16 protein-coding genes are annotated in these 21,012 nt (G+C 59.8%); 11 read left to right on the top strand and 5 right to left on the bottom strand.

The features are described from left to right. From I6E51_RS13670 to I6E51_RS13660, 3 genes are read left to right on the top strand one after another with little or no spacing between them, the layout of a single operon-like run. Positions 1-261, top strand: coding sequence for a F0F1 ATP synthase subunit epsilon (locus I6E51_RS13670; RefSeq protein WP_197108941.1), 261 nt, complete (start codon positions 1-3; stop codon positions 259-261). A 9-nt stretch (positions 262-270) separates the two neighbouring features. Continuing rightward, positions 271-792 carry an ATP-binding protein gene (locus tag I6E51_RS13665; RefSeq protein ID WP_197108940.1) on the top strand — a complete coding sequence of 174 codons (522 nt, stop codon included), beginning with the start codon at positions 271-273 and terminating at the stop codon, positions 790-792. Continuing rightward, positions 789-1,538 carry a YaaA family protein gene (locus I6E51_RS13660; RefSeq protein WP_197110662.1) on the top strand — a complete coding sequence of 250 codons (750 nt, stop codon included), beginning with the start codon at positions 789-791 and terminating at the stop codon, positions 1,536-1,538. Before I6E51_RS13665 ends, I6E51_RS13660 begins: the two co-directional genes overlap by 4 nt. Before the next feature lie 17 nt (positions 1,539-1,555). On the opposite strand, the gene I6E51_RS13655 is transcribed toward I6E51_RS13660, so the two are convergent. From I6E51_RS13655 to I6E51_RS13635, 5 genes are all read right to left on the bottom strand, one after another. Continuing rightward, entirely contained in the window at positions 1,556-2,146 is a 591-nt protein-coding gene (locus I6E51_RS13655; protein ID WP_197110661.1) for a DNA-3-methyladenine glycosylase I, read from the bottom strand. Beyond that, entirely contained in the window at positions 2,143-2,655 is a 513-nt protein-coding gene (locus I6E51_RS13650) for a methylated-DNA--[protein]-cysteine S-methyltransferase (protein ID WP_197108938.1), read from the bottom strand. The genes I6E51_RS13655 and I6E51_RS13650 overlap by 4 nt, the downstream gene beginning before the upstream one ends. Positions 2,656-2,747: 92 nt before the next feature. Then, on the bottom strand, positions 2,748-3,800 hold the full coding sequence (locus I6E51_RS13645) for a hypothetical protein (RefSeq protein ID WP_231600165.1): 1,053 nt from the start codon (positions 3,798-3,800) through the stop codon (positions 2,748-2,750). 54 nt (positions 3,801-3,854) lie between these two features. Then, the gene (locus tag I6E51_RS13640; RefSeq protein WP_197109012.1) at positions 3,855-5,237 is read right to left on the bottom strand and encodes an aspartate aminotransferase family protein; all 1,383 of its coding nucleotides are present in this window, start codon (positions 5,235-5,237) and stop codon (positions 3,855-3,857) included. 33 nt (positions 5,238-5,270) lie between these two features. After that, entirely contained in the window at positions 5,271-5,753 is a 483-nt protein-coding gene (locus tag I6E51_RS13635; RefSeq protein WP_197110660.1) for an Lrp/AsnC family transcriptional regulator, read from the bottom strand. Between the two features lie 122 nt (positions 5,754-5,875). Here I6E51_RS13635 and I6E51_RS13630 point away from each other — a divergent pair, with 122 nt between their 5' ends. The 8 genes from I6E51_RS13630 (at position 5,876) to I6E51_RS13595 (ending at position 20,953) form a co-directional block, all read left to right on the top strand. After that, positions 5,876-7,312, top strand: coding sequence for an aminobutyraldehyde dehydrogenase (locus tag I6E51_RS13630; protein WP_197110659.1), 1,437 nt, complete (start codon positions 5,876-5,878; stop codon positions 7,310-7,312). 43 nt (positions 7,313-7,355) lie between these two features. Continuing rightward, positions 7,356-7,973, top strand: coding sequence for an FHA domain-containing protein (locus tag I6E51_RS14605; RefSeq protein ID WP_197110658.1), 618 nt, complete (start codon positions 7,356-7,358; stop codon positions 7,971-7,973). A 19-nt stretch (positions 7,974-7,992) separates the two neighbouring features. After that, positions 7,993-8,787 carry a PP2C family serine/threonine-protein phosphatase gene (locus I6E51_RS13620; RefSeq protein WP_197110657.1) on the top strand — a complete coding sequence of 265 codons (795 nt, stop codon included), beginning with the start codon at positions 7,993-7,995 and terminating at the stop codon, positions 8,785-8,787. A gap of 120 nt (positions 8,788-8,907) precedes the next feature. After that, positions 8,908-10,335 carry a serine/threonine-protein kinase gene (locus I6E51_RS13615; protein WP_197110656.1) on the top strand — a complete coding sequence of 476 codons (1,428 nt, stop codon included), beginning with the start codon at positions 8,908-8,910 and terminating at the stop codon, positions 10,333-10,335. 57 nt (positions 10,336-10,392) lie between these two features. Then, a complete protein-coding gene (locus tag I6E51_RS13610) occupies positions 10,393-16,257 on the top strand; it encodes an Ig-like domain-containing protein (protein ID WP_197153692.1) in 5,865 nt (1,954 codons plus the stop codon). A 9-nt stretch (positions 16,258-16,266) separates the two neighbouring features. Beyond that, positions 16,267-17,238 carry a MoxR family ATPase gene (locus I6E51_RS13605; RefSeq protein WP_197108931.1) on the top strand — a complete coding sequence of 324 codons (972 nt, stop codon included), beginning with the start codon at positions 16,267-16,269 and terminating at the stop codon, positions 17,236-17,238. Next, entirely contained in the window at positions 17,235-18,665 is a 1,431-nt protein-coding gene (locus I6E51_RS13600) for a DUF58 domain-containing protein (protein ID WP_307784009.1), read from the top strand. The genes I6E51_RS13605 and I6E51_RS13600 overlap by 4 nt, the downstream gene beginning before the upstream one ends. Continuing rightward, positions 18,662-20,953 (top strand): transglutaminase domain-containing protein, encoded by a 2,292-nt coding sequence (locus tag I6E51_RS13595; RefSeq protein WP_197110654.1) that lies wholly within the window; start codon positions 18,662-18,664, stop codon positions 20,951-20,953. Before I6E51_RS13600 ends, I6E51_RS13595 begins: the two co-directional genes overlap by 4 nt. Positions 20,954-21,012: the final 59 nt, after the last annotated feature.

Genomic DNA, 21,012 nt, shown 5'->3' with positions numbered 1-21,012 from the left:
ATGGCAGTTCTGACAGTGAGCGTCGTCTCCGCCGACCAGGAAATCTGGTCGGGGGAGGCGAGCCAGCTCATCGCTCGCACCACTGAAGGTGAGATCGGTATTCTTCCCGGCCACGAACCGCTACTCGCGATTCTGGCTCAGGGAGAGGTTCGTGTGACCACCACAGACGGCAAGAACGTGACCGCTACCGCGGATAACGGCTTCCTCTCGGTTGAGCACAACACCGTAACAGTGGTGGCAAGCACCGCTGAACTCGTCTAGTTTTCTAACATGCTTATAGCGATGGCCGGGTTGCCGGGTGCAGGAAAAACCACGATCGCAGAGGTCGTGGGCGCCCGGCGCAAGACCACCGTGCTCTCCGTCGACCAGATCGAGACAGCAATTCTGAAGGCCGGCATCAGTGCCGGACAACCCATCGGACTTGCTGCCTATCTGGTGGCTGAGGCGCTAGCAGAATCAGTCTTGCTGAACGACGACGACATCATCATCGATGCTGTCAACGCGGTGGATCCGGCCCGTGAACAATGGGTCAGTCTCGCGGAGCGCACTGGCTCCGGCATCCGCTTCATTGAAGTGGTGTGCTCAGACGAAGCCGTGCATGAACAACGACTCGTGGAACGCGCTGCGAAGCGTGCGCTTGCAGGCGCGCCCGACCGTGACGCCGTAGAGCAGAGTGTTGAAGAGTATTCCCCGTGGGGCGGAGTGAGCGGCGCTGTCGCGCGCATCACTCTCGACTCGGCGGGCCCCATCGGCGTGAACGTCGAACGGGCATCCGCATTTCTTGACGCGTGATCATTCTTCTTCCACCCTCGGAAACAAAACGTGACGGGGGAGACGACAACGCTGCCCTCGACTATGGGCAGCTTTCGTTCCCAGAACTGACTGAGGAACGACAAGCTGTCTCGAACGCGCTCATCGAGCTTTCCGGCGATCCCGACGCTGCACAGAGCGCTCTTGGCATCAGCACGAAACAACTTTTTGAGGTTGAACGCAACCGCACACTCGCTGTCGCTCCGGTAATGCCGGCGCTCAAGCGCTACACGGGAGTGCTGTTTGACGGACTCGATGCCGCCTCGTTGACGCCGGAAGAATGGGCCTTCGCCGAGAAGTGTGTAGTCGTGCACTCAGCGCTATTCGGCCCCATCGGTGCGGGAGATCCCATTCCCGCATACCGACTCTCGCATAACTCAAAGGTGCCCGGCGTTCCCTTGAAGCGTCACTGGAGAGCATCCGTCACGGCTGCCTTGGCTGCGGTAGAGGGGCTCCAACTAGATTTTCGGTCGGAGGCGTACGCCCAACTTGGAGCGACCTCTCTCCGTAGCGTCTACCTCCGGGTGGTGACTGAAGGCGCGGACGGCAAACGGGTTGCGCTCAGCCATTTCAACAAAAAGTCAAAGGGTCTCTTTGCGCGCGCTCTCATCAGAGCGGGGATCGACCATGAATCGATCGATTCGCTACTGACCTGGGCAAACGGCGCGGGCTTCCGTCTTGAACCTGGCGCCCCTGGCGAACTGGACCTCGTCGTAGAGAACGCGTAGCTCACGCCGCGTTACGATTACGCCACGCGCCAGCAGCCCTCGAGGTGGTCGTCAACCATGCCGGCGGATTGCATGAGGGCGTACATTGTCGTCGGTCCGACAAAGCGAAACCCGTGTGCCTTGAGCGCTTTGCTCATCGCGGTGGACTCTGGGGTGATGGCCGGTACTTCGTCAAAAGTGCGCAGCCGTTCAGGGCGAGCGGGAGGAGCGAAGCTCCACAGAAGAGTGTCGAGCGCACCCGGGGCGTTCTCCGTTAGCGCCAGAGTTGCCTTCGCGTTGGTGATGGCAGCGGAGACTTTCAGCCGATTACGAATGATACGCGGATCGTCGAGGAGGCGGGCCACGTCGTCGTCGCCGTAGTGCGCGATCGTTGCCGCATCGAACTGATCGAACGCCTCGCGGATGCCCTCGCGCCGGCGCAGGATCGTGATCCACGACAACCCGGCTTGGAATGCTTCGAGCATGATCTTCTCGAACAGACGGTGGTCGCCGCGGAGCGAATTGCCCCACTCCTCGTCGTGGTAGTTGCGATAGAGCTCGTCGTCCCCAACCCAGCTGCACCGAGAGCGCCCGTCGGGGCCAACAATCAGTGCTTCACGTTCGCTCACTTGTGAGCGATCCCTTCATGCTTGAGCAGCCACTGCTTGGTCGGAACGCCTTCGCCACCGCTATAGCCGGTGATGCGCTGGTTGGAAGCGAGTACCCGGTGGCAGGGGACGATGATCGGGATGGGATTGGCGCCGACAGCGCCGCCAACGGCCCTGCCCGCACTTGGTCGCCCGGTGGCGCGGCCGATGTCGGCATACGACACAGCGGCACCGAAAGGGAGCTGGCCGAGTTGGAGCCAGACCGATCGCTGAAACTCAGTGCCCGTGGTGGAAAGTGGGAGATCAAAGGAGCGACGCTTGCCTTCGAAATATTCGCTGAGCTGCTGAGCGGCGTGCGTGAGTACGTCGCACGAGGCCTCAGCCTGGTGATCGTGGGGGAGCGCGCCAGCGTTCTCGATGGCGAGACCCGTGACGTGTTCGCCGTCGCTCGTGAGCTCAATGCGGCCGATGGGTGACGGCACTCTAAGCAGGTACGCGACCTCGGTGGAGGGGGATGTGATCGTGTGCATGTGTCGAGCGTACGCTGCGCAGTTCGCGACCTGCTGGCTATTTTCGGACATTGCAATTCCGAGAGGATTCGCTGCGCTGGTGAGGAGAGGTGCTAGATGCCGTCTTCGTTGCGAGGTTCAATGTTGATGCTCTGGTTGAGCTCGCTGATTGTGGTGTTGAGCGCCTCGAGCTGCTTCACGAGGTCGTCGTAGGTGTCGACATCCGCTTCGATGGAGTCGTAGAGAGTGTTGAGGTAATCCTGACGACTAATCAGATCGTTGCGTTCACTGTTGAACTGATCGAGGGTGTTGAAATCGCCCTCATCGGCGCGTGAATTGAAACTGTCGATGTCGTTGTTGAGCTCGTCATAGCCGGAGTTGTAGGTCGCGTAGTCGTCGTCGATACTCGCGCGAAGCGCATCGAGTTGGTCGACGAGTTTTGCACTGGCCTCGAGCTGCTCGGTAAACACCGCGTTCGACTTCTCGTGGAGCGCCACCACCGTGGCGCGGTCAGTGAAGTACTCCGCGTAGTGAGCCTCAAGCTCAGGGCCGACATCAGCGAATTCGGTGCCGATGATTGAGTGCAGCTCGTTCGACCGTTCCCCCGGCTCAGTCTTCGCATAGAACTCAAGGGTGGTCGCGAATTCGGGATCGTCTTTCATGCTCTCGGCTGCTGCTTCGAGCAGAGTCGTCAAGCGATCCTGCTCGGCAGTTGAGAGGCGGTCCCACGCGGCGTGCAACATCTCGTGGGCAGCGACGACTTCTTCGATGCCGTCGAGACGCTCATCCGTGACGTCGTAAAGGAAGATTGACTTGCTGCTCGGAAAGTAGCATCCGAGCACGCCAAAGTTCTCCTCGACGTTGGAGCACGTGGTGTTGAAAATCGGGTTCGTCTGAATCTCGGGGTGACTGGCATAGAAAAGGAACTGGCCCTCGTCAGACATCGCCGCCGTGGTCACATAGGCCTGAACAGTCGCTGACGGTTCAAAATCCCACACCGCAAACTGATCCGAAATGCGCTGCTGATTAGTGAGCGCCCAGACGCCAGTCGCGATAACCGCAAGATTGAGCGCGACAGCGAGCACGATCGCGATAACGCGCGCAACAGTAATGCGCGTATCGCTCTCGTGGGGACGCTGCGTTAGCGATTTATCCTCAATGCTCACGAAAAGAACTCTATCTGAGCCGTGGGGTCAGAGGGAGGGCGAACGTGGTGAGTTCTAGAGACGGCTCCATGCTTCGGTCAAGACCGAGCGCAGCATCGATTCTATCTCGTCAAATTCAGCAGGACCGATCGTGAGGGGCGGTGCCAGCTGAATCACAGGATCTCCACGGTCATCCGCGCGGCAGTACAGCCCGGCGTCGAAGAGTGCCTTCGACAGGAAGCCGCGCAACAGGCGCTCCGATTCGTCGTCGTTGAAGGTTTCCTTCGTCGCTTTGTCTTTCACGAGTTCGATGCCAAAGAAGTAGCCGTCGCCGCGCACATCGCCGACGATGGGCAGATCGAGCAGGCGCTCAAGAGCAGCGCGGAACTTCGGTGAGTTCTCGCGAACGTGCTCGTTGATCTTCTCTTCCTCGAAAATGTCGAGGTTTGCAAGGGCAACCGCGGCAGACACCGGATGTCCACCGAAGGTGTACCCGTGGTAGAACGTCGTCGCGCCGTGCTTGAAGGGCTCGTAGACGCGGTCAGACACGATCGTGGCGCCGATGGGCGAATATCCACTCGTCATGCCCTTGGCGCACGTGATCATGTCGGGAATGTAGTCGTAGGCGTCGCACGCGAACATGTGGCCAAGGCGACCGAAGGCACAAATGACTTCGTCGCTGACCAGCAGTACGTCGTATTCGTCACAGATCTCGCGAACACGTTGGAAGTAGCCGGGGGGAGGCGGGAAGCATCCACCCGAATTCTGCACGGGCTCAAGGAACACGGCTGCGACAGTCTCGGGGCCTTCGAAGAGGATCATTTCTTCGATGCGGTTAGCCGCCCACAGGCCGAATTCTTCTTCGGTGCCGTGGAAGCCCATTTCTTCTGCGCGGTAATAGTTGGTGTTCGGCACGCGGAATCCACCAGGAACGAGAGGCTCAAACATCTCCTTCATTCCGGGGATGCCGGTGATGGCCAGTGCGCCCTGCGGGGTGCCGTGGTAAGCAACCGCGCGGGAAATCACCTTGTGCTTGGTGTGACGGCCCTGCAGCTTCCAGTACTGCTTGGCTAGCTTGAATGCAGTCTCAACGGCTTCGCCGCCGCCGGTGGAGAAGAACACACGGTTGAGGTCGCCGGGCGCGTAGCCAGCCAGGCGATCAGCCAGCTCGATGGCGCTGGGATGCGCGTAGGACCAAAGCGGGAAGAACGCGAGCTCTTCGGCCTGCTTGGCAGCAACCTCAGCGAGGCGCTTGCGGCCGTGGCCAGCATTGACCACAAAAAGTCCGCTCAAGCCGTCGAAGTACTTGTTGCCTTTGCTGTCATAAATGTGGTGGCCTTCGCCGCGCACAATGATGGGAACCCCGGCACCGTCTTCCATCACCGATTGGCGAGAGAAGTGCATCCACAGGTGGTCTTTGGCTTTTTGTTGAAGATCGGCTTCGTCGTACTCTGACATGGCTGACACTTTCTTGAGGGTTGTGAGGAACGCTTAGCGCGTTCCCCAGTTGTAGAACTGCTTGTGGAGGCGCAAGTAGACGAAGGTTTCCGTCGAACGCACGCCGTCGATCCCGCGAATGTCGCGGTTGAGAAGGTCGATCAAGTCGTCGTCGTTTTCACAGACCACTTCGGCGAGGATGTCGAAGCTGCCGGCAGTAAGAACGACGTAGTCGACAGCGGGCAGTTTTCCAATCGTTTCGGCAACGACTGTGGTGTCACCCGAGACTTGGATGCCGATCATGGCTTGGCGAAAAAAGCCAAGCTGCATGGGGTCGGTAACCGCGACGACCTGCATGACGCCGGAGTCTGTCAGCTTCTGCACGCGCTGACGAACGGCGGCTTCACTGAGGCCAACTGCCTTACCGATCTCGGCGTAGGAGCGTCGGCCATCGTTCTGAAGTTGCTCAATGATGGCTTTCGAAACATCGTCGAGATGCACAGGCTTGCTTGCGGAACTACGCGACGGGGTGGTCATGCCTCGATTTTGTCAGTTGAAACCCGCTTCTGCAAGCGATTCCGAATCAAAATAGTGATTTTGCTGCGGAAACCGTCAGTCTGAGGGTAGATTCCGGATGACACCCTCGCTATCGTTGACGCATGAGCGCTTCAGAAATCAAGAACTTCATCAACGGCGAGTACGTAGCCGCGCGCACCGAGTCAAGTTTCGACGTGATCGACCCCGCGACCGAGCACAGCTACGCCGAGTCGCCTGTCTCGTCAGCCGCTGACGTGGATGCCGCCTACGCCGCAGCGTCGACCGCCTTCGAAACCTGGGGCGAGACGACTCCCTCGGAACGTCAGCTCGCCCTCTTCCGCATTGCCGACGCGATGGAAGCGCGCGCCGACGAGTTCGCTGACCTTGAATCGAAAGACACCGGAAAGCCCCGCGCCAGCCTCGTCGCTGACGAGATCATGCTCTCGGTTGACCAAATCCGATTCTTCGCGGGAGAAGCCAGACACCTCTCCGGAATGGCTTCCGCTGAATATATGAAGGACCACACGTCATCGATTCGCCGTGAGCCCATCGGCGTTATCGGTCAAGTGGCGCCGTGGAACTATCCGCTCAACATGGCCGTCTGGAAAGTCGCCCCCGCCATCGCGGCCGGCAACACGACGGTGCTGAAGCCCAGCGACACGACACCGTCGGCCACCCTGCTGTTCGCAGAGGTCGCATCCGAGTTTCTGCCAGCGGGCGTCTTCAACGTTCTCACCGGAGACCGCACCACCGGCGGTCTCATGATCGACCACAAGACGCCGCAAATGGTGTCGATTACGGGCTCAGTGCGGGCCGGAATGGAAGTTGCTAAGGCGGCATCCGTTGATCTCAAGCGTGTGCACTTGGAGCTAGGCGGCAAGGCTCCGGTCATTGTTTTTGACGATGCCGACATCGAGTCTGCTGTTGCAGGCATCGGAGCCGCCGGCTACTTCAACGCGGGACAGGACTGCACTGCAGCGACGCGGGTGATCGTACACGAGCGGGTTCATGACGAATTCGTGGCAGCCCTCGTGGCCTGGACGCGCGATAACGCGACAACGGGTGCACCCCATGAAGACGTTTACTTCGGGGCCGTGAACAACGCAAACCAGCTCGCTCAAGTCTCACGCGTGATTGAAGAGCTGCCGTCGCACGCTCACGTCGAACTCGGGGGAGCGCGCCAAGGAAGCCAGGGCTACTTCTACGAAGCCACGATTGTCTCCGGGTTGCTGCAACACGATTCTGCCGTACAGAACGAGATCTTTGGCCCGGTCATCACCGTTCAAAAATTCACGGATGAGAACCAAGCCCTTGAGTGGGCCAACGACGTCAACTACGGTTTGGCTTCGAGTGTGTGGACTCGCGATCACGGTCGTGCAATGCGATTCGCGAAACACCTCGACTTCGGTTGCGTGTGGATCAACACCCACATTCCGATTGTCGCCGAGATGCCCCACGGTGGTTTCAAGCACTCCGGATACGGCAAAGACCTGTCGAGCTATGGCTTCGAGGACTACACCCGCATCAAGCACGTGATGAGTTTTATCGGACAAGCGTGACCGGCTCCCACGAGAAATCGTCAAGCGTGTCTAAGATTGCGGCGTGAGGCATGACTTTGACGACACGATAACGGCGGGCCAGCGGCCCACGGTGTGGTCGAACGTTCCCGACCTCGAGGACACGATCATCCTCAGTTCTCGGCGTCGACCCCCCACCGTGCAGCCGTACGAACGCCCGGTAGATGCTCAGGCGAAGCAAGCGTCAGCCACGACCGCTCAAGAGGCGGCACGATTGCGAGCGCGCGCTGCAGCGCAAGTGAAGCCTCCTCAGCAGTCGTCGGCACCGCCAGCATCTGCGTCGTCTGCGTTGTACTACCGAGTGCAACTCGACGGATCGGGGCAGGCTCACTCGCTTGAGCATGCGTGCGTATTCGGTCGTGATCCGCGACCACCGCGCATCGTTAAAGGTGTTGGACCACGTTTGGTTGCGGTGCAATCGCCGCTGCGGGAAGTCTCTGAGACGCACGTCGAAGTGCGACAATTGGGAGCTTCGGTGATCGTGACTGATCTTCGATCGACGAACGGGTCCATCGTTCAAGTGCCAGGCAATGCTGCACGAAAACTCCGTCAGGGTGAGTCGGTGGTCGTTTCGACCGGCACGCTAGTGGATATTGGTGACGGAAACATCATTCGGATTCTGCCTCGGCGGCGTCTGGAGTAAAACGGGCAGGAAGGTAGCCGTGACCGAAATCGGCGGCAACAACCCGAAGCACACCATCGCTCTACCAGGGCGAGAACAGCAAACGTTTACGTTTGCGTGGGCTGCGGGAACTCATACGGGCCATCGGCGCGCCGCAAACGAGGACAGCTACGTCGCGCGTTCTCCGATGTTTGCTGTCGCAGATGGCATGGGCGGCCACTCTGCCGGCGATTTGGCGAGCGCTGCCGTTGTCGAGCGACTGGATGACGCGATCACGGGAGACTTCTTGCCAGCCCGGGCCGTTGAACGAGCTCTCGAACGAGCAACGGACTACATCGGACTTATCGCTCAAGATAGCGAGTTGGGGGTCGGTACGACGGTAACGGGTGTCGTCGTCACGGAGCACCACGAATCGGCAAGCTTCGCTGTCTTTAATGTCGGTGACAGCCGCGTTTACGACTACGAGAACGATCGATTGGTACAGGTCACGCGAGACCACTCGGTTGTTCAAGATCTTGTGGACGCCGGGGTGATTTCGCGTGAAGAAGCGGAGGATCATCCTGATGCCAACATCATCACTCGCGCGGTGGGCTTCAACGCGACCCCATCGCCCGACTTCTGGATGCTTCCGATTCAGCGCGGTCAACGGCTCTTGATTTGCTCGGATGGCCTTACCCGCGAGGTCTCCGACGTCGAGATTTCGCAGATTTTCGCGAAGCATAATTCGGCAGAGGAAACAGTCTCGGAACTCATTGATTCTGCACTCGACAGCGGCGGCCGCGACAACATCACGGCAATTGTCATTGACGTGTTAGAAGTGCCTACAGCGACATAGTCGTCTAGTCCTCCATACTGGGGACAGACCATCTGACCCCAAACAAGGGGCAGAATCCGATTTGTGAGTGCTTTCCTCACTTAGAATGATCGAACTCGACGACATGTTAGGGGTGTTTCTGTGGCTCGAAGACTGCCCTCAGATCCGCCTGCCCTGCCCGGGTTCTCACATGTGCACGTTTTGGGCTCCGGTGGATTCGCCGACGTGTTCTTGTATGAGCAGAATATGCCGCGTCGCCAAGTCGCCGTCAAGGTGATGCTCAGCGAGGTCGTCAACGACCAGGTTCGCCTCATGTTTCAGGCTGAAGCGAACCTTATGGCGCAGCTCAGTTCGCATCCTTCAATCCTCACCGTGTACCAGGCGAGCGTCTCGTCTGACGGTCGCCCCTACTTGGTGATGGAATTGTGTTCCTCCACGCTCAGCCACCGCTACCGCCTGGAGCGACTTCCCGTGCCCGAGGTGCTGCGGATCGCCATCAAGATCGGTAGCGCGATCGAGACTGCCCACCGCGCCGGTGTCTTGCACCGCGACATCAAGCCTTCCAATATTCTGACGACCGCATACGGCCATCCTGTGCTCTCAGACTTCGGTATCGCGGCAACGCTGAGTGAGTCCGAGAATCTTGAAGCCGTGGGAATGTCGATCCCGTGGTCTGCTCCAGAAGTGTTGATGGATGAGACGGCCGGCACTATTGAATCCGAGCTGTGGTCCTATGCCGCGACGGTGTACTCGCTCCTAGCGGGGCGTTCCCCCTTCGAGGTGCCGGGGGAGTCGAACAAGTCGACAGACCTTATTTCTCGAATCAACCGCGCGAAGCCCCGTACGACTGGTCGCAGCGATGTGCCCGAGAGTCTTGAACGTGCGCTCAACCGGGCGATGTCACGCAAACCTGAAGCGCGCCAGGGCAGCGTGCTAGAACTCGTGCACGAGCTGCAGGCCGTGGAATCTGAGCTCGGCCTCTCCCAGACCGCCATAGAAGTTGCTATGGATGACTGGGCGCTCGCAACCGTGGCTGAGCTTGAAGACCGCACTCGGGTTCGTCCGGGTCAAGCTGCACCGATGACGTCGTCACAGCGTCGCAAACGCCGGCGCCCTGCCGCGGTCGACGACAGCTTTGGTTCATTCGAGAGTGAAGCGGCAGAGGGCAAGATGTCTCGCCGCAAGACAGGAATGAGTCCGATTCCGCGTACTCGCGGCATGCAAACTATTGCGTGGATTGGTGTTGCGGTCGCCGCGCTCGTGGTTGTGCTCGGCGCCACTGTCACGCTCGTGCAATTGCAGACTGGTTCCACCGACATCCCGACTGTAAGCGACATTAGCGCTACGGTCTCGACCGATGTCGTTGAGTTCTCGTGGTTCGATCCTGGACTCGAACCAGGTGACTCATACCAAATCACAACAACAGACAACCAACCACCGCTGCAACAGCGAGAACCCAGCTTTGTGGTTGACGCTGAGTCTGGCGAAAACGTCTGCATCTCTGTGACAGTGACCCGCGACGGCAAATCGGGCGCAGCGAGCGCGCAGAAATGCGCGGTGTTGCCGTGATGATGGGTGGCTGTGATTAAGCGCTGGGGTAAAGCGCGTCGCTCAACAGTGATCGGCGTGGTGAGTGTCTCTGCGATCGTGGCGTTGGTAGCCACGGTCGCAATTGTGTCGACCGGTTACACCGCACAGCAGGTCGACTTGGCAGACGGTGCTGTCTGGGTGGCGAACAATCAAGAGCAAGCGATCGGGCGCGCGAGCACGGAAGTTCTTGAGATCAACTCTGTCGTGAATGCGCGGAGTGCTGACCTCGAAGTTATTCAGCACGGCGAGAGTGTTTTGCTATTCGACCGATCGGAAAGTGCGATCGATGTTGTCGATCCCGCCGTGTCAGAGATCGAGGAGAGCGTCGCTCTTCCGCCCAATCAGCCCGAGGTCTATTTCGCGGGAGACAACGTTGTTGTTCTCGAACATGGCACGGGCGACCTCTGGATTAGGTCCTACGAGGACTTCCTCAATTTCGATGCGGAATCACCGGCATCCTTGAGCCTGGGCGCTGATGCGATCGTCAGCGTTGACGACGACGGCTTACTCTTCGCGTTCTCTCCGTCGACAAGCCAACTCTTCCGCGTAAACGCGGCGATTTCTGACACCGCTGAATCAAGCGTGAGTCTAGAACTCGACCCCAATGCGGAACTCAGCATTACTTCGGTTGCTGGTCAATGGGCCGTTCTCGATTCGGATGCCGAACTGCTGTACATGGACGGTCGCACTGTCGACCTCACCGGCCTCGTGGACGGCGGCAACGGCACGGTTGTGCAGATTCCCTCGATAAACGGTGAGCGCGTGCTTATCGGATACAGCCAGGGAGTCATTAGCGTTCCGCTCAGCGGCGCCGCAGCGGTAGGGCTCGCTACGGGTCAATCCGGGGTCGCGGCACCTCCGCTCCGCTTGGGCGATTGCGAGTTCGCCGCCTGGACGAGTGGCGAGAACTGGCGCCGCTGCCCCAGCGATGCCGGTGAGGGTGTCATGCTGCAACTGAGCGGAATGGAAGCTAACGCTCAGCTCTCCTATTCGGTCAATGGTTCGCGCGCCGTGCTCAACGACCGTCTCTCCGGCCGGACGTGGGCGGTACAAAGCTCCGGTGAGTTGATCGACAACTGGAACCAACTCATCACGGCTGAAGATGAAGAGCCTGAAGTTGAACAGAACCTTCTCGACGTCGAACCAGAGGTTGACACTGTTCAGCAACCCCCGGTCGCGGTAGACGACAACTTTGGAGCTCGCCCCGGGCGTGCCACCGTCTTGCCCGTTTTGCTCAACGACTACGACGCCAATGGCGATGTGCTGGTGGTGGAGAGTCTTCCGACGATCAACCCCAGCATCGGACGAATCGACCGCATCAACGAGCGCCAGCAGATTCAGATCACGCTCGAACCCGGTGCGAGTGGTCAAGTCAGTTTCGACTACACCGTCAGCGATGGTCGCGGGGGTACCGCCAGCGCGACCGCAACGATTGAAATCCGAGCCGACTCCGAGAACTCACCGCCAGAACAGGTGCGAGCGACGAAATTTACGGTGCAGTCTGGCGGCCGTGTATCCAACCAAATCTTGGGCGACTGGGTCGACCCTGATGGCGACCCTTTTTACTTGACGAGCGCCTCCGTTTCGGCACCTGATGCTGTCAGCTACAAGCCGGGGGGAGACCTCGTCTTCTCGGACTCTGGTGCTGGTGGAGAACTCAAGGTCGTCACCCTCGTCGTATCGGATGGCACGAGCGAAAGCTCGGGCGGTGTATCCGTTTCGGTCAAACCCGCGGGCGAAGTGCCCATCGAGGCAGACCCGTTCGTTGTGCTCGCCTATGCGGGCAAGGAAGTCACCGTCTCGCCGCTGAGCCACGTGCGCGGAGGCAACGGCAACATCCGCCTCAATAGCGTTCCCGCGAAGACGGGCGCTCAAGTCTTGCCGAGCTACGAGACCGGTACCTTCCGATTCCAGAGCGACGAAATTCGAAGCCACAACCTCGAATATGTCGTCACCGATGGCAACCTCACGTTCACCGCAATTGTGCGAATCGATGTGGTTGCTCCGCCAGACGCCAACACCTCGCCCATTACCGTTCCGAAAACTGTCTTCGTGCAAACTCTTCAGAACGAGCGAATCGATGTCGCTGGTACCGACGTAGACCCGGCCGGTGGAGTGCTGCTCGTCACCGAGATCATGAACCTTCCCGTGAGCTCGGGCGTTCGTGCGGAAATCTTGGAACAACGACTCGTTCGTGTGAGCTTGGAGGCCCCACTCGATGACGGGCCGGTCAGCTTCAACTACCGCATCAGCAACGGGTTAGCGGATGCCGTTGGTGTCATCACGGTTGTCGAAATTGCGGCACCGTCCCGGCTTCAAGCGCCGATCGCGAACGACGACTCCGTCACCGTTCGCGTGGGACAAGCCGTCGACATCCGGGTGCTCGACAATGACGAACACCCCGATGGGCTCGAACTGACTCTGGTGCCGAAGCTTGCGCAAGACCTCCCTGAAGACTCGGGACTGCTCTTTGCCTCTGGCGAAGTGCTGCGCTACCTTGCCCCTGATCGCACGGGAAACTTCACGGCCGCGTACCAAGTTGCTGGCCCCGATGGACAGTCGGCAACCGCGATCGTGCGAATCGCGGTGCGCGAGCTCGACGCCTCAAGCAATAACCCTCCTGTGCCCCCAACAGTGACAGCCCGCGTGCTGGCAGGCGACACCGTGCGCGTGCAGATTCCGCTGACATCGGCAGACCCCGACGGCGACTCGGTGCAGTTGCTTGGCCAAGCGACGAACCCGAGCAAGGGTGCCGTCATCGATGTTGAGTCCAATACCTTCGTTTATCAGGCTGGTGAGTACTCGGCCGGAACCGACACCTTTAGCTACACCCTCATTGACTCCCTCGGCGCGCGCGCAAACGGCGAAATCAACATCGGGATTAGTCCGCGCCTTGATGGTGCCCGCAACCCGGTAGCGATCATCGATGAAGTGACGGTCAAGCCGGGCATCACTGTGTCGGTGCAGGTGCTCGCGAATGACTCCGACCCCGACGGCAGCCAGCTGTCGGTGGTGTCGGTAGAGCCCAACGATTCCACCACCGTCGCAGAGATCGATGGGGATGTGGTGAAGGTCACGCCGCCCGAAGAACCTGGCGACTACGGCATCATTTACGTCATCGAAAACGAGACGGGCGGCTCGAGCCAAAACTTCATCCGCGTTACGGTCGACCCCGAGGCCAAACCGGCGTATCCCATCGCCACCGATAGCGTCTTGACCCTCTCAGATGTGCTGGATCGCAACCGCGTCACTGTCGATGTTCTCTCGGGAGTGTTCTTCGCCGACGGCGACCCCGGAACCCTCACGCTTGGGATCTACCCGGGCTACGGCGATGCAGCCCGCGTGACATCAGACAAGCAGATCGAAGTCTCTGTGGGCGATGTCGGGCAAATCATTCCCTTCCGTGTGACGAACCCCGCCGACCCCACCGTCTTCAGCTACGCGTTCATTAAGGTGCCGGGATATAACGACGCTTTGCCGCAAATTGATCGCCGAGCTCAGAAACTCAGCATCAATAGCGAGAGCACGCTCGTAATCGACCTCAACGACTACATCATCGCGGTCGGCGACAAGCCCGTGCGCCTCACCGACTCCAGCACAGTGCTCGCCACCCACAGCGATGGCGCTGACCTCGTGCGCGACGAGGACACTCTCGTCTTCACTTCGGCGGAAAAGTACTTTGGGCCGGCATCCATTTCGTTCGAAGTGACCGATGGCACTTCCGCGACAGATCCTGAGGGGCGTACAGCCATTTTGGTGCTGCCCATCGACGTGCTTCCCCGCGACAATCAAGCCCCCGTTTTCGGCGGCGCTGTCATCGACTTTGAACCGGGTCAGGAAAAGGAGATCGATCTCCTCAAGCTGACGAACTACCCGTACCCTGACGACCTCGACGAGCTCGCTTATTCGGTCCTGAGCCCGCTGCCGGAAGGCTTCAGCTACGCGCTCGAGGGCACGATGTTGACGCTTCGGGCGAATAACAGCGCGTTCAAGGGAACGCGCACCTCGATTTCGCTCGGTGTTCGCGATGATCTCTCCGAGGGCAAATCTGGTCGCATCGAGTTGAACGTGGTGCCGTCAACGCGCCCCCTCGCGAGCCCAGCCGCCGACCTCGCTATTGCGAAACGCGGCGAGACAACTGTCGTTGATGTGCTTGCCAATGATGCCTCCACCAACCCCTTCCCCGGAGCGCCACTGCGAGTGGTCGATATCCGTGGACTCGGTGGCGGATCTATTCCCGCGGGACTCTCGATCGTCCCGAGCAGTGACAACAGCACACTGACCGTCACAGTCTCTAGCGAAGCGGTTCCCGGTGACGTAAACCTGCAATATCGCGTCGCGGATGCCACCAATGACGTGACGCGGTATGTCTGGGGCACGGTTGTCGTGTCGGTCCAAGACAAACCAGACCCGGTTTCGAACCTCGGACCGAGCGGTTTTGGCGACAAGACGATCATGATGCGCTGGAACGCTGGGCCGGCCAACAACTCGGCAATCACTTCGTACCGGGTGACGACGAAAGCCGCTGGTGTACTCGTCAACACGGTCGAGTGTGCTGGAACGACGTGCGCGATTCCGACCACCGGAAACGGACCAACCAACTCCGTCAAGGTCACTGTCGTAGCGATCAACGCCATTGGAGAATCGGACCCCGTTACGCTTGCCGACTCTGTGTGGTCAGACATCATCCCCGTAGCGCCGACGACGCTCAGCGCATCACCCCTTGATCATGGACTTCGCCTGACGTGGAATGCGGTGCCGACACCGGCAGGCGGTTCCGCTGTTGACCGCTACCGTGTTGTCGTCGGTGGCTTCGAAACGACGCTCGGCCTTGCTCAGTGTGATGGCACTACCTGCACGTGGGAGACTCCGTCAACGTGGGTACTCGACAACGGCGTAGCCGTGACATACACCGTGAGCCCACGAAATGCTGCCTACACCGCGCTCTCCGTCTGGAACACGAGTGAACCGCGCAGTGCGATCCCAGCCGGTCCGCCCATCGCTCTCACTGCGCCGGTGGCTACCGTCGTCAACGACACCACCGCTGAATTGACCTGGCCCGCTGCGTTCAACGAAAACGGTCGCCCGGTAACCGCCTACACAGCAGCGGCCTATACCGGCGCCGAGCCAACCTGTTCGGCGAACGGCTCGATCACCGCCAGGGGCGCGAAGCTAGCATCGGTTAGCTCGGGCACATCAGCGACCTTCAGCGGACTCTCACCTAACCGCACCTACACGATGGTGGTATTCGCCTACAACGGCCAAGGCTGCACGGCGTCGCCGACGGTTGTCGCCCATACCCCGCCAGCCGTTGTGACGGCGCTCACGACCGCAGGCCCGGTGGCGAACGGAAACCGCTTTGACTTCACCGTGAACGGGGGAGCGATGGGCTCTGACACGCTCAACAGCGACTACACCCTGTACTACAGGCTCAGCGGTGGCAGCGTTCCGGGAACCATCTACGGGCCAGTAGCTCTCGGCTCCTTCCTCACCGCTGATGGCGGCCAGCAGTACGGTCAAAACATCTCCGTGGAAGTTCGTGCCTGCCGCAGCTACGGATCAGGACCAATCTGTCAGCCCGAATGGTCAGCACCCTTTGCGCTCGGCATTCCCGTGAATCCTTCCGTAGCGGGGCTGACGTTCACTTCGGATAATGATGTGCTGAACGAAAGTGGCACCTTCGAATGGCTCGATTGGCCAAGCGGAACGTACGAGAGTGTGCGCTACCGTTGCGGCGGACTCACCTTAGGTCCGTGGCAGACGGCAGACACCACCGTGCCTGGCGGAAGTTGTCACGCCGATGTGGCGCTCCTCGTGGCGAACCCCACGCTCGTTATTCGCGTGATCGCCAATGGCGGTCAGATCTACGACAGAACTTATAACGGATATGACTATGACTAGAGGTGCGCTATGACCATGACTCCCGACGAAGCCGCATGGTTCGCGGAAAGCTTTAATCGACTCGTGACAAACGTCGAGCAAGTTCTGCTCGGAAAAACGTTCGTCGTGCGCCTTGGCTTCACGGCACTACTGAGCGAAGGGCACCTACTTCTCGAGGACTACCCCGGAACGGGAAAGACCTCGTTTGCTCGCGCCATTGCGCAGAGCGTCTCGGGAACGACCAACCGCATCCAGTTCACTCCCGACCTTTTGCCGGGTGACATCACCGGTGTCAGCATCTTTGATCAGCGCGATAACAAGTTCGAATTTCACGCCGGACCGATTTTCTCCAACATCGTTCTCGCCGACGAAATCAACCGCGCAAGCCCCAAGACCCAGGCCGCTCTTCTTGAAGTGATGGAAGAGGGGCAAGTGACTGTCGACGGAGTCACGCACCCCGTTGGCTCGCCGTTCATGGTCATCGCAACCCAAAACCCTATCGAGCAAGCCGGAACGTATCGCCTGCCCGAAGCACAACTTGACCGCTTCTTGATGAAGGCCTCCATCGGATACCCCGACCGTGCGTCCACGCTGCGCATCCTCGACGGTGCCGGCGTCGCCGCACACTCGACCGCCATCGAGCCTGTCGTGAGCGCAGAACTCGTCGTCGAAATGGCGCAGCTCGCACGCACAGTGCACGTCGATCCCACAATCAACGACTACGTGAGTCGCCTAGTCGAAGCGACGCGAAGCGCTGCCGAAGTGCGTCTCGGTGTGAGTGTTCGCGGTGCGCTGGCATTGATCCGAGCAGCAAAGACTCTCGCAGCATCTAATGGCCGTCACTACGTTGTGCCGGATGACGTCAAGGCTCTTGCCGAATCGGTTTTGGCTCATCGTCTCGTCATTGATGCTGAAGCCGAGTTCGAGGGCGTTACTGCCTCAAGCGTGATCGCTCAGATTCTGATCGAGAACCCACCGCCCACAGAGCGGCAAGCCGTGTGAGTTCACTCCTCAACCGCTCGGCGAAAGGGCAGCCCCAGTACACCGCGCCGGAACAATCAGGTCCGAGCGGCGATAAGTCACGCTCGGATGCAGACTTTCCCACCGCTATTCGTGGCCTCGACAATGCGCGAACGCGGCTCGTCGGTTACCGCACGGGGTTTCTTGCTGACCTGATTGTCGCGCTTGTCCGTTTCGCGGTGCTGGCACGCGCGACCTTTTCCCGGTACGCCAAACGCATTACGGCAGTCGTCACCCCTGTCGGCTGGGTCGTGCTTGTGCTCGTGCCGGTCACGCTCATCGTGGGGTACACGATCGCCTGGCAAGAACTTGTCGTCGCAGGGTTTGCGCTCGCTGCAATCGCGCTCATGGCCGCGATTTATCTCTTTGGGCGCAGTCAATTAACGATCAGCCTTCACGTGGGACACCATCGTGTCGTCGTCGGTGAGCTCGCGAGCGGCGAGGTACGGGGAGAAAACGAAGGCAAGCGTCGCAGCCTCGGCGTTATCGCGGAGATCCCCGTTGCGGCCACCTATGCCGAAGCCGTGTTACCGAGTTTGCGCCCGGGCAGTTCGGCGACTCACGAGTTTCCGATCCCTACTCATCGACGCGGTGTCATTACGGTCGGCCCCGTGCGCACGGTGCGTGCCGACCCGGTGGGACTCGTGCGCCGCGAGCTGGTCTGGACCGAGTCCGCAGAAGTTTTTGTGCACCCCCGCACCATCAGCATCCCGAGTGTGAGCACGGGACTAATCCGCGACTTGGAAGGTAACCCCACCAAGGACCTCGCCAACAACGACATCTCGTTTCACGCGCTGCGGGAGTACGTGCGCGGTGACGAGCGACGCAACATCCACTGGAAAACAACAGCTCGTACAGGCCGCTACATGGTGCGCCAGTTTGAGGAAACCCGACGCAGCCACCTGGTCATCGCCTTGAGCTTGGCGACGACCGACTACTCGAACGACTACGAGTTCGAAATGGCAGTGAGCGTCGCTGGTTCGCTTGGCGCTCAGGCGATCCGGGATGCCCGCACGGTGACAGTCGTCGCGAGTGAGCAAACGCCGCAGTTTGCCAAGAGAAAGATCTTCGCGGTAAGGGCGCTTTCTACCCTCACTGGTACCCGCCTTCTGGATGACCTCACCCGCGTTCAACGTGCCGATACAGCGCTGCGCCTCATCGACGTCGCGCGCGTAACGTCAGAGCAGACCAGTGGAGTTTCTGTTGCGTTCTTGATCTGTGGATCGACGGTGACTTCGCAGCAGTTGCGTGCAGCGTCGACCAAATTCGCGACGAATGTCGAAGTGGTAGCGATTGTGTGTGACCCGGAAGCGGTTCCGGGGCTACGACGAGTTTCAGGACTCAGTGTGCTCACCATCGGGTATCTCGAAGAACTCAAGAGAGCCCTCGCACGATCGGCGGGTGCATGACCGCACCAGTCTCTCGATCCTTCGTTGTTGTCTCCGGAGCTCTGCTCTGGGTCACTGTCGCGCTCGCATCTGCAGCGCTGTGGCCGATTTATCGCACGACAGATCTCACTGTATTGATCGCTGTCGGCGTGCTTGCGGGCTCTGCGGTGGCCATTGTCTCGCTCTGGCGTCGCTGGTCATTCCTGACGACGTCGGTGGTCGCCGTGATCGTGTTCGTAGTCATCGGTGTTCCCGTGGCGGTCCCGTCAGAGACGCAATGGGGAGTCGTGCCGACACCCGAGGGCCTGAGCGACCTTGTGTTGGGTGTGGCGCTCGGGTGGAAACAGTTGCTGACCATTTCGCTGCCGGTCGGAAACTATCAAGCTCTTCTCGTGCCCGCCCTTGTTCTGGTCTTTTTCGGCACCGTTATTTCTTTGAGCGTCGCATATCGCACGGCTCTCGCGGAATTGTCTGTCGTGCCATCAATCGTCATTTTTGTCATGGCAATCGCACTGGGCCCGACCTACCCCGACCAGCCTGTACCTCTCGCGCTGGCGCTCCTGATTGTGATTGCGCTCGCGATGGTGTGGTTCCGCTGGCGTCGTCGTCGCGACACCGTCAATGCCCTTGAAGCAGCGATGGATGCGCCCGGAGTCGCTCGACGCAAACGCGAGTTCGGATTCGCCGGTGTACGCACCATGGTCAGCGCTGTCGTCATCTTGGCTATTGCCTCGGGAGTGGCGTTGGTGGCGGCGAATGTGGCACCGCCTACAAACAATCGTGCCGTGCTCAGGACGGCGATTGTGGAGCCATTCGATCCTCGCGATTATGTGAGCCCGCTTTCGGGCTTCCGTCGCTATTGGCAGCCCAGCACCGCGAACTCTGTGTTGTTTGAGGTGTCGGGAGTTCCGCTGGGTACCCGCGTGAGACTAGCGACACTCGATAGCTACAACGGTGTCGTGTATGCGGTGGGTAGCGGACGAGTCTCGAGTGAGTCGGGTTCGTTCTCGCGAGTACCGTCTCGTTTCGATCAATCCGACGTTGACGGTGATCAGGTCGATTTGACGATCACGATCGCAGGCTATGAGGGCGTCTGGCTGCCCACTGTCGGCCTATTCGAGCAGGTCGATTTCTCCGGTGAGCGCGCACCGGACCTTCGTGATTCCTTCTACTACAACAAAGTTTCCGGAACGGCCGCGGTTGTTGGCGGTGTGGAGAGCGGAGATACCTACACGTTTGAGGGCGTTGTCCCGGTGCAACCGAGCGCCGAAGAACTCAGCACGGTAACGCCTGGGCTGGCAGAAGTGCCCCCGGTCCAAGATTCGCCGGAGGAACTCACCGAGCGGCTGGACCAATACGTTCGCGCGGTAACGACGCCGGGGGAGCGCCTCACCGCCATGCTCGACGGCCTCGCGGCCGATGGCTACATCAGCCACGGGGTCGGTATTGATGAACCCGCCAGCAGGTCGGGGCATTCTGTCGATCGTATTGCGGAGCTGTTTACTGCCCCACGCATGATTGGTGATGGCGAACAATATGCGGTGGCCGCATCCGTGATGGCGAATGAACTGGGATTCCCCACCCGCGTTGTTCTCGGGTTTATTACCTCAGACCCTCAAATTCGAGGCGACGACGTTTCTGCGTGGATCGAAGTGAACACAGCCGAGTACGGCTGGGTCACGATCGATCCCAACCCGCCGCTGCGCGAGATTCCGGAAGAGAATCCTGACGACATTGCGCAGGTTGCGCGGCCCCAAACTGTGGTTCAGCCGCCCGAAATCGAATCGGACACGACCAACCGCCAGTCGAATCCTGACAGCGAACAGGCGCTGCAACCTGACCTCGACCCTGTGCTCCAAGCCGTGCTCGCCGTATTGCGAGTTGCGGGCTGGACGCTGTTGGTGATCTTGGTCATTGCGGCACCTTTCCTGCTGATTATTGCCGCGAAGGTGCGACGCCGTCAGCTTCGTAAGCGTGCCGATTCGACGGTCGAACAGATCAGCGGTGGATGGCAAGAATTCGAGGATTCCCTCATCGACCACGGCTATTCGCCCCCCATATCGGGAACACGAACGGAAGTCGCTGCTGTGATGGCCACTCCGGATGCTCGCGGACTCGCCGAGCACGCTGACCGTGCGATTTTCTCCGGAGCTGAACCGGAAACTGTTGAAGCCGACGCGTTCTGGACGAACGTGACGGAACTGGAAACTCAACTCAATACTGGACTGTCGCGCTGGGCGCGGTTCAGGACCAAAATATCACTGCGATCGCTCGGTGGTTATAGTGTCACAAGTCTGTTTAAGCGATAGAGGACCACCCGTGAATTGCTCTTTCTGCGCGACGCAACTACCCGCCGATGCCGTCTATT

This window comes from Salinibacterium sp. NSLL17 (assembly GCF_015864935.1).
Lineage (GTDB): Bacteria > Actinomycetota > Actinomycetes > Actinomycetales > Microbacteriaceae > Rhodoglobus.
Note: the sequence above shows the minus strand (reverse complement) of the source record. Positions and strands in the feature narration are given on the sequence as shown.

Excerpts from the sequence above, each read along its gene's own strand:
- I6E51_RS13635 (WP_197110660.1), bottom strand. The coding sequence starts at position 5,753 with ATGACCACCCCGTCGCGTAGTTCCGCAAGCAAGCCTGTGCATCTCGAC.
- I6E51_RS13665 (WP_197108940.1), top strand. The coding sequence starts at position 271 with ATGCTTATAGCGATGGCCGGGTTGCCGGGTGCAGGAAAAACCACGATC.
- I6E51_RS13605 (WP_197108931.1), top strand. The coding sequence starts at position 16,267 with ATGACCATGACTCCCGACGAAGCCGCATGGTTCGCGGAAAGCTTTAAT.
- I6E51_RS13670 (WP_197108941.1), top strand. The coding sequence starts at position 1 with ATGGCAGTTCTGACAGTGAGCGTCGTCTCCGCCGACCAGGAAATCTGG.
- I6E51_RS13650 (WP_197108938.1), bottom strand. The coding sequence starts at position 2,655 with ATGCACACGATCACATCCCCCTCCACCGAGGTCGCGTACCTGCTTAGA.
- I6E51_RS13640 (WP_197109012.1), bottom strand. The coding sequence starts at position 5,237 with ATGTCAGAGTACGACGAAGCCGATCTTCAACAAAAAGCCAAAGACCAC.
- I6E51_RS13630 (WP_197110659.1), top strand. The coding sequence starts at position 5,876 with ATGAGCGCTTCAGAAATCAAGAACTTCATCAACGGCGAGTACGTAGCC.
- I6E51_RS13595 (WP_197110654.1), top strand. The coding sequence starts at position 18,662 with ATGACCGCACCAGTCTCTCGATCCTTCGTTGTTGTCTCCGGAGCTCTG.